This window comes from Nocardia sp. NPDC004123, assembly GCF_053603795.1.
In genome coordinates this window covers 49,796-59,014 of the sequence record NZ_JBSGGG010000045.1, presented here as the reverse complement: position 1 = coordinate 59,014, position 9,219 = coordinate 49,796, and the positions used below count along the sequence as shown (strand labels likewise).

The following is a 9,219-nucleotide window of genomic DNA, read 5'->3' as shown; positions in this document are numbered from 1 at the left end:
CTGATGGACGGAGCGTGGGAGGACGTCGACTTTTCTATGATGGCCCACGGTGCCACCGGCGAGGACAGGAGTGCCGCAGCAGTGGACCTGACGGCATGCGATCGATTCGAAGTCATATTCAGCGGACGAACGGCGCATGCCGCAAGTTCGCCCGCTATGGGAATCAACGCAGGTGCCGCGGCGACACTGGCGCTGACCGCCATTGCCCTCCTCCGTCAGCACGTGAACCACAACGCGAACATGAACGCGTTCGTCTCGGTGGGAGGTGAAGCGACCAACGTCATCCCTGATCGGACAGTCGTGCAGGTGGAAGTGCGTGCTGATGACCTCCCACTATGGCGAGACCTCAAACGGCGAGTGCTCGCCTGTTTCGACGGAGCGGCAACTGCGACTGGGTGCCAATGGGACTGGGCGCCCACCGAACACCCTTATGCGCCGGTCAAGACCGACCAAACCCTCGCGCGCCTGTGGGATGCCAACCTCACCGCACTGGGGCGGACGTTAACAGCTCCTCCACTTCGCGGTGGTTCGACCGACATGGGAAACGTGTCCCAGGTCGTGCCTTCCATTCACCCAATGGTGTCCTTCCTTGGAGAATCCGCGATCCCACACAATCCCGAATTTACGTTGGCGGCGGTGAGTAGAGCAGCTGACGATGCCATCCTCGATGCCGCCATTGCCATGGCTTGGACGACGCTTGATGTTGCCGCTACGCCGAACATCCGCCAGGAGTTTCGGCAGCGAACCGCCGAGCGTATGGAAGGGGCGACCCGTCAGAGTTTGCAGGCGTGAGTCATCCAACACATAGCTCGAATGGGATCTTCAAATGACAGAGGGAACACGCACCACAAACAGCGCTGGTGGTGGCGCTGACGACAGCGATGTATCCGAAAACAAAGGCCGCCTCACCTTCAACAATAGACGACTCTGGGTACTCATCAGTCTGGCAGTGGTGATAGCCAGCGTTGCGCAACTGATCGGAGTTCGGCAAATCCCCTTAGCGAAGGCGGAGATAACCCTGCTCCCACTTGTATGGGCTCTTCTGGCGGGCGCCGCGGTCTCAGCACAGCAACGGAAGCCGCTTCCAGTTGAGCTGCAGCATGCCGCAAGCGGAGTGATGGCGTTGGGTTCCTTGATCCTGGTTGCCCGCTTGGGGTTCAGCCTCGGACCCAACATCACAGTCCTGGCCGACGCGGGACCTGCACTGCTGCTTCAGGAACTCGGTCACCTATTCGGAACCATTCTCATCGCGTTGCCCCTGGCAGTACTGCTGAAAATGGGGGCAGAAACCGTGGGAGCCACGTTCTCGATCGACCGCGAACCCGCGTTCGCGATGGTCAGCGAACGCTTCGGCTCCGGGTCGCCCCAATACAGGGGCGTTTTGGCGATGTATGCGTTCGGTGCCGTGTTCGGGGCATTAATCATCAGCGCTATCGCATCGCTCGCAGCGTCATTCGGCATATTCGACCCGCAAGCACTCGCGATGGGCGCAGGTGTCGGGTCCACGTCGATGATGATTGCCGCGGTCGCCTCGATCAATTCAGCCTTTCCTGGCCTAGCCGAAGAAACGACGGCCTTGGCAACGGCTTCCAACCTAATCACAGCAATGGTTGGCGTCTACATCGGCGCCTGGATCGCACTGCCACTTGCTGACCGACTGTATCGGCGGCTGACACGACGCGCGGCGTCCCGAAACGTCGCGACCGAACCATCCGTACACACCCAAGCTGCTGAGCCGATCGAATCGAACATCACTGTGCCGCTGTGGACTTCAATACCCACCGTGGTAGGCGTTGGGGTTATTGTCTCGTCCATCGAGACTCGGAGTCTCTCATGGGATAGGCTCTTCTGCTATGCGCTGATGGCCGCAGTCACCCTGGTTGGCCTGGCCGTTTCGCGATTGAGCCGCGGACGAATTCCCGCGATCATCTCTGTAGTGACCATCGCTGCCGTTCTCGCAATGCCGTTCTCGCCAGTGGCAACGTGGATTCTGGAAGTGAGTCAGAGCGTCAGCCTCGGCTCGGCGGTCACAATGATCCTGACTTTTGCAGGATTGAGCATAGGCAAGGACCTTCCGGTTCTCCGCAACATCGGCTGGAAGATCATTCCGGTAGGTACTGCTGCGATCGCAGCTTCGTATCTGGTCGCGACCGTCCTTGCCGAGCTCACCCTCGGACTATGGCACTCCTGACTGACGCGTCGGACTGAACCGCCAGGCAGTCGCGATCGCCGCCTCCGGAGTCATCGGTGGAGGCTCTGCCGGCAAGCCTGGCACCCGAATACCGAGTATTTGCGTACTTACTGAGCAAGAGAGCGTCTAAAGAAATGATCAGCGTCCTTGATCTTTTTTCCGTTGGAATCGGACCATCGAGTTCGCACACTGTCGGACCCATGCGGGCAGCGCGTGCGTTTGCCGAGACTCTCTCAGCAACAGCACGATTCGACGAAGTGGACCGCGTGCGCGTTGACCTCTACGGCTCGTTGGGGTCAACCGGTCGTGGGCATGGTACTGACCGGGCCATCCTTCTTGGCCTGGAAGGCGAACTTCCCGAATCGGTGAGCACCGATGGTATGCAGCAACGTTGCGATGCCATACTTCAGCGGGGCATCGTCATGCTCGGCGGCCGGCTGCCGGTGTCTCTGACCAACGATGATGTAGTGTTTCGCGGCAATGAGCGCATGCCGCGACATCCGAATGGCATGCGTTTCACTGCTTTCGATGCATCAGGCGCGCAACTTTGTGTAAGCGAGGCTTACTCGGTAGGGGGCGGTTTTGTCGTGGGCGCAGAAGAAGCAGCCCTGAGAGGAGGGCCGCGCGGGGACAAGGTAGGCACCGGCACCGGCCCGGAACCCTACCCGTTCAACAGCGCACAGCAGTTGCTCGCTCACTGTGCACGAACTGGGCTTCCTATCAGCACAATCATGATGGCAAATGAGGCTGTGCGCCGATCCGAACAAGAAGTGACCGACGGCCTGGCAATGATCTGGTCTGTCATGCGCCAGTGCGTCGAATCAGGGCTCAAGGCCGACGGCACTCTTCCAGGCGGTCTGAAGGTTTCCCGCCGTGCAGGTCACATGGCTCGCCGTCTCAGCGATGAAGGCCGTGCCGATGATCCACTGATTCAGCTCGATTGGGCCACAGTTTTCGCGATGGCGGTGAGCGAGGAGAACGCATGCGGTGGGCGCGTGGTGACGGCGCCGACAAACGGTGCTGCAGGGGTGGTGCCAGCCGTGCTGAACTATTACATGCAGTTCACGAAGGGTGCGAGCGAACGAGACGCTGTGCGGTTCCTCCTGACTGCCGGCGCAATTGCACAGTTGTACAAGGCGAATGCGTCGATCAGCGGAGCTGAGGTCGGGTGCCAGGGCGAGGTCGGTTCGGCGTGTTCGATGGCTGCCGCAGCTCTTTGTGAGGTTCTTGGCGGAACACCGGCACAAGTGGAGAACGCTGCAGAGATCGCCATGGAACACAATCTCGGCTTGACATGCGACCCTGTCGGTGGCCTTGTCCAGATTCCCTGCATCGAACGCAACGCGATGGCAGCAGCACAGGCAATCACGGCCGTCCGAATTGCGCTCAATGGCAGCGGGAAACATATTGTCAGTCTCGACACAGTCATCGAGACCATGCGTGCGACTGGTGCCGACATGAGCGACAAATACAAGGAAACGTCCACTGGCGGCCTAGCCATCAACGTCATCGAATGCTGACTTGGGTGATGCACGAGGCGATCCGGTACCGGAACTTGCCGCTGATCGAACGCGTGGCCAATCATTACCTGCCGATCCCGAGGCCGCCGCACGGGCACACACGCTTGCAGAACAATACCTCTCCTCGGCTTGGTAACAGCGAACGAATGTTTTCTAATTCCGCACGAAGCGTGAATTGCGTCGACAGCCACATACTTGGCGATCCCACCTACAGCGTTACGTCAGAAGGGGAGATGGTTGTTGGCGGAAGAAAGCTCTTGCCTGAACCTCCGGCGGACATCGGCGCCCACGATCGCATTGCTCGCTGTCATCTACGTCATCGACTACATCGGCAGAGTCGCGATCTCAGTGGCGCTGCCATTCATGGGATCCGAGCTCTACATGGACAAACACAGCAGGGCTTTCGTCGTGTATGCCTTCGCGATCGCCTACATGCCGTCCCAGTTGCCCGGAGGCCTGTTGGCCGACCGGTTCGGGACCCGACCACTGCTCCTTCCGTCGCTACTGGCGTGGTCGGTTTTCACCGCCTCCACAAGCCTGGCCCAGGGGTTGGTTCTGCTCGTGATAGATCGTGCCTTGTTCGGCGCGGCGCACACCCTCTTCCCGCCGGCATCGTTGAACGCGCTCGCCGAGCGAACGACTTCACAAACCCGCACTCGCAGTGCCGGCTTCACCCAGGCCTGAAACGCGCTCCGTGCCGGTGCTGGCACCCTGTTCATGGCACCGTTGATCTGCTCGTCGGATGGGGCATAGCTACTGGATCATCGCGCTGGTCGGCACCGGTATCGGGGTGTTGATGTGGCAGTTCCTCCCCCCTCCCCCTCTCCCGCGCGAGGTCACCGACGATCATCAGCCGGTCGAACAGGAAGCCGTGGGCTGGAAGCAGGTACTGCGGAACTCTGGTGTGGCCATAAGCGCTGCTGTTTTGTTCCTCCGGCGATAAGGCCGAATCCTCCGGTGAGAGCACCATGAAAGAATGTGATGTCAATGTCTCTGCATGATCTAGTCCTTCACAACGGTCGAGTGATCGACCCCGAATCCGGAACCGATGCCGTTCTCGATGTCGGCATCGACCGGGGCACGGTCACCACCGTCAGTAAGACTCCACTCGATGGGCGCTGTGTCCTTGACGTCTCGGGCCGGATTGTCGCCCCCGGATTCATTGACCTACACAGTCATTGTGCTGGGATCCCGGGTATGCGACTGCAGGCACTCGACGGCGTGACTACTGCCCTCGAACTCGAGGCTGGCGTACACCCCATTACCCGCGCCTACGAACGCGCCGCGACAGAAGGGCGGCCCATCAACTACGGATTCTCTACCAGCTGGGCGGCAGCACGACTGCATGTCAAAGCAGGGATTTCCACCACGGGTATCCCCGAGGACATTTTGATCAACATGGGACGACCGGAATGGCAGGCCGAGGCGAGTCCTGACGAAGTAGTCCGGATCCTCTCCTTGTTGGAGCAGGACCTCAGCAACGGGGCTCTCGGCGTGGGCATTATGGTCGGCTATGCGCCGCGAGTGTCGCCTTCCGAATACACCGCAGTCGCGCGACTAGCCGCCGAGCGGGGTGTTCCGACTTACACCCATGCCCGCGACCTGGTCGAACAGGATCCCGACACCCTGGTCGACGGCGCCGAGGAAATCGTGCGCGCAGCAGGCGAAACCGGCGCCCACATGCACTACTGCCACATCAATAGCACCTCTCTGCGCCACCTCGACCGCGTGCATGTCCTTGTTGAGCAGGCACGCGCCAACGGCGCGAAAGTCTCCACCGAGGCCTACCCGTACGGCACCGGTATGACTGGGATCGGTGCAGCCTTCCTCGACCCGAGCGTGCTTCACCGACGTGGGCTAACGCCGCACGCGATTCAGCACATGCCCACCGAGCGGAGGTTCGGCAGCGCCAAGGAACTCAGCGAAATGCGCAGAACCAACGCCGGTGACCTTGTCGCCGTGCACTTCCTCGAAGAGGACGACCCCACCGCCCGCGATCTTTTGACCCGAGCACTTGTCTTCCCTGACACCGCCATCGCGAGTGACGGCCTCGAACCAGTGTGGCGGACCACTCCCCAAGACGACCTCTTGTGGCCCCTGCCTCCCGACGTTGTCACCCACCCACGCACGGCGGGGACCTATAGCCGTTCGATTCGTTCTCTGTGGCGTGAATCCGGCGCACTGAGCCTGTCCGAGGTGATTCGACGCTGCAGCCTGGTCCCCGCTCAGATCCTCGCCGCGTCGATCCCCTCCATGTCCCGCAAAGGACGCATCCAGGAAGGAGCCGACGCCGACATAGTCGTCTTCGACGGTGGCTCAATCTCGGATCGAGCCACATTCACCGACACAGCGGCGACGTCGACCGGATTCGACTACGTCATCGTCAACGGCGTCGAGATCGTCAGTGGCGGAGAGTTGAAGGTCGACGAGCTCCCAGGGCGTCCCGTTCGCGCGTGAGCCCACCGCTATCGCCGAGTGTGCGGACACACTGCTGGTCTGCACCTCGGTGGTAGCGGGCAGGGCCGGCCCAAAGAGTGCGCTGATCACACGTTCTCGTCGGTCGCCTCATCGCTGACGTTGCGCCAGGCAGTTGGCGTGGGCAGTAACTCGGCCCAGCAGTTGAGAGGTGGACCACCGCCTGACCGAGTGGCGGGAAATCACCGACGAGCGCGGGTCGAGCCTCGGGCACGAACGACAAGGCCGGCTCCGCGCAAAATCCCATGCGATGGACCTCCGCTCGCACGATCAAGGAGACCTTCGTGCCGACGATCGACCATCGGTACCCCACCAGACTGCCGTAGACACCGAGGACAACTGATGCCGCTGATGAACCCACCACGCCCGCTTCTCCTCACAGCGGGACGGTCCCCACGGATGGAACATGCAATCAGCGCTGTTCCTGCAACAAAGAGAATGGTCAATCGCTTCATCGCCGGAGAGAGCGAAGGGATGTCGTTTCGACAGCCCATTCCGTCCTCGACTCCGGCCGCTCGATCACCATCGACTTCCTCGGCGAGGACACCACCCAGCCCGAGCAGGCGACGGAGTCGGTCGGCCGCTATTCGACGCTGCCGTCTGCTCTTTCCCGGATTCCCTCCGATGAGGACCGCTCAGGTTCGAGCAACCACAGGGTGGAAGTCTCGCTCAAGCTGTCGTCAATGGGTCAAGCCCTGTCCCGGGATGGCCACCGAATCGCGCTCGATAACGCCCACAAGATATGCGCGGCAGCAGAAGATGTCGGTGCATGGGTCACCATCAACGCCGAAGACCACACCACCACCGACTCGCCCCTCGAGATCGTCCGTGAACTGAGACGGGACTTCCCCACCCTCGGAACGGTCCTGCAGGCATACCTGCGTCGCACCGAAGCCGACTGCGTCGACCTGTTCGGACCAGGGTCCCGGATTCGACTCTGAAAGGGGCCTACTGGGAACCGGCCTCCGTCGCCTTCCAAAGCAAGCCGGCCGTGGAGGAGGCGTGCTTGCGGTGCCTGCGGATTCTCATGGAGGGCAGAGCTACCCGATGGTCGCTTCTCACGACCCCTTCATGATCGGCGCAGCGCTCAAGCACACCGCCACGACCGATCGGACGCCCGACGATTTCGAGATCCAGATGCTCTACGGGATCAGGGATTCCGAGCAACTACGACTTGCCGAGGAGGGGCAACGGATGCGGGTCTACCTGCCGTACGGAAACGAGTGGTACGGCTACTTCATGCGCCGCCTGGCCGAGCGCCCGGCAAATCTCACCTTCTTCTTGCGAGCACTGACAGAACGCCGCCACTGATGCGGCGATTGAGGAGCACCCCATGTTGAGCACGATGAATGATTTACCTCTTTCCGTCGCGCAGTTGCTGCGGCACGGAAGTACCGTCCACTCGGAAGAGGAGGTGGTCACCTGGACCGAGGCCGGTCCGCGGCGTCGCAGCTACGGCGACGTCGGTCGGCGGTGTGCGCAGTTGGCGCACGCGCTGCGCGGTCTCGATGTGAAGGGTGACGAACGGGTCGCGACGTTCATGTGGAACAACGCCGAACACCTCGAGGCGTATCTGGCGGTGCCGTCGATGGGCGCGGTGCTGCACACGCTGAACATCCGGCTGTTCTCGGAGCAGTTGATCCACGTGGCCAACCACGCGGAGGACCGGGTGATCATCGTCGACGCGACGCTGATCCCGCTGCTGGGCCCGCAGCTGGCGCAGATGAAGACCGTCGAGCACGTGATCGTCACCGGCGACTCGACGGCCAGCCTCGAGGCCCCGAAGGGCGTGCAGGTGCACACCTACGAGGGTCTGATCGCCGGGTTGCCGACCGAGTTCGACTGGCCCGAACTCGACGAGCGATCGGCCGCGGCGATGTGCTACACATCGGGCACCACGGGTGACCCGAAAGGTGTTGTCTACTCGCATCGTTCGATCTACCTGCACTCGATGCAGGTGTGCATGAGCGACGGCCCCAACCTCGCGCAGGGCGACCGGGCGCTCGCGGTGGTACCGCAGTTCCACGCGATGTCGTGGGGCCTGCCGTACGCGGCGTTCATGATCGGCGCGTCGCTGATCATGCCGGACCAGTTCCTGCAGCCCGCGCCGCTGGCCGAGCTGATCGCGTCGGAGCGCCCGACGTTCGCGGCCGCGGTGCCGACGATCTGGCAGGGCCTGCACCTGCATCTCGAGCAGCACCCGCAGGACATCTCCTTCATGCGGGAGGTGCTCATCGGCGGGGCGGCGGTGCCGCCGTCGCTGATGCACGCGTTCGAGAACGATCACCAAGTGTCGGTGCTGCACGCGTGGGGCATGACCGAGACATCGCCGGTGGGGTCGGTGGGTCGTCCGCCGGCCGGCAGCGAGAAGGAGGAGCGGTGGAGGTACCGCTACTCGCAGGGCCGTTTCCCGGCCTCGGTGGAGGCGCGGCTGATCGACGACGACGGCAACCGGGTTCCCCACGACGGCACCAGCATCGGTGAGCTCGAGGTCCGTGGGCCGTGGATCACGTCGTCGTACTACGGCATCGAGGCACCGGACAAGTTTCGCGACGGCTGGCTGCGCAGCGGTGACGTCGGTTCGATCACCCCGGACGGCTACCTGACGCTATCGGACCGGACCAAGGACATCATCAAGTCCGGTGGCGAGTGGATATCGTCGGTGGACCTCGAGAACGCGGTGATGGGACACCCGGCGGTCGCGGAGGCCGCAGTGATCGGTATCCCGGACGAGAAGTGGGACGAGCGCCCGCTGGTCGCGGTGGTGCTGCGCGAGGGCGGCGGGGTCACGCTCGATCAGGTGCGGGACTTCCTGGCCGACAAGGTCGCCAAGTGGCAGCTACCGGAGAACTGGGCCGTGATCCAGGAGGTCCCGAAGACCAGCGTCGGCAAGTTCGACAAGAAGCGCCTGCGCGCCGACTTCCACAACGGCATTCTCGACACCAAGAGGTTCTGATCAACTGTTCGGTGTCGATCGGCGATGATCGGCAGGCCGCCGTCCGACCGAGCGGCAGCCCGCAGGAACTCCCCACC

The 9,219-nt window shown here is 62.3% G+C and carries 6 protein-coding genes and 1 pseudogene; all 7 read left to right on the top strand.

The genetic code is table 11. From position 1 onward, the window contains the following. Positions 1 to 792, top strand: a 792-nt coding sequence (locus ACWEQQ_RS43020) for a peptidase dimerization domain-containing protein (RefSeq protein WP_452352292.1), incomplete at its 5' end; no start/stop codon positions are given. A gap of 34 nt (positions 793 to 826) precedes the next feature. Beyond that, a complete protein-coding gene (locus ACWEQQ_RS43015) occupies positions 827 to 2,191 on the top strand; it encodes a DUF3100 domain-containing protein (RefSeq protein ID WP_452352291.1) in 1,365 nt (454 codons plus the stop codon). A gap of 134 nt (positions 2,192 to 2,325) precedes the next feature. Further along, positions 2,326 to 3,711, top strand: a complete 1,386-nt coding sequence (locus ACWEQQ_RS43010; protein WP_452352290.1) for an L-serine ammonia-lyase — start codon at positions 2,326 to 2,328, stop codon at positions 3,709 to 3,711. Positions 3,712 to 3,951: 240 nt separating this feature from the next. Beyond that, positions 3,952 to 4,395: an MFS transporter gene (locus tag ACWEQQ_RS43005; RefSeq protein WP_452352289.1), complete on the top strand. Its 444-nt coding sequence runs from the start codon at positions 3,952 to 3,954 to the stop codon at positions 4,393 to 4,395. A gap of 297 nt (positions 4,396 to 4,692) precedes the next feature. Further along, positions 4,693 to 6,168, top strand: a complete 1,476-nt coding sequence (locus ACWEQQ_RS43000; RefSeq protein ID WP_452352288.1) for an amidohydrolase family protein — start codon at positions 4,693 to 4,695, stop codon at positions 6,166 to 6,168. 360 nt (positions 6,169 to 6,528) lie between these two features. Beyond that, a pseudogene (locus ACWEQQ_RS42995) lies at positions 6,529 to 7,497 on the top strand (proline dehydrogenase family protein). A gap of 22 nt (positions 7,498 to 7,519) precedes the next feature. Continuing rightward, positions 7,520 to 9,142 (top strand): long-chain fatty acid--CoA ligase, encoded by a 1,623-nt coding sequence (locus ACWEQQ_RS42990; RefSeq protein ID WP_452352287.1) that lies wholly within the window; start codon positions 7,520 to 7,522, stop codon positions 9,140 to 9,142. Positions 9,143 to 9,219 lie beyond the last annotated feature (77 nt).

What these genes read in the sequence shown, in the direction of transcription:
- ACWEQQ_RS43015 (WP_452352291.1), top strand. Translation starts at nt 827, where the DNA reads ATGACAGAGGGAACACGCACCACAAACAGCGCTGGTGGTGGCGCTGAC.
- ACWEQQ_RS43010 (WP_452352290.1), top strand. Translation starts at nt 2,326, where the DNA reads ATGATCAGCGTCCTTGATCTTTTTTCCGTTGGAATCGGACCATCGAGT.
- ACWEQQ_RS43000 (WP_452352288.1), top strand. Translation starts at nt 4,693, where the DNA reads ATGTCAATGTCTCTGCATGATCTAGTCCTTCACAACGGTCGAGTGATC.
- ACWEQQ_RS42990 (WP_452352287.1), top strand. Translation starts at nt 7,520, where the DNA reads ATGTTGAGCACGATGAATGATTTACCTCTTTCCGTCGCGCAGTTGCTG.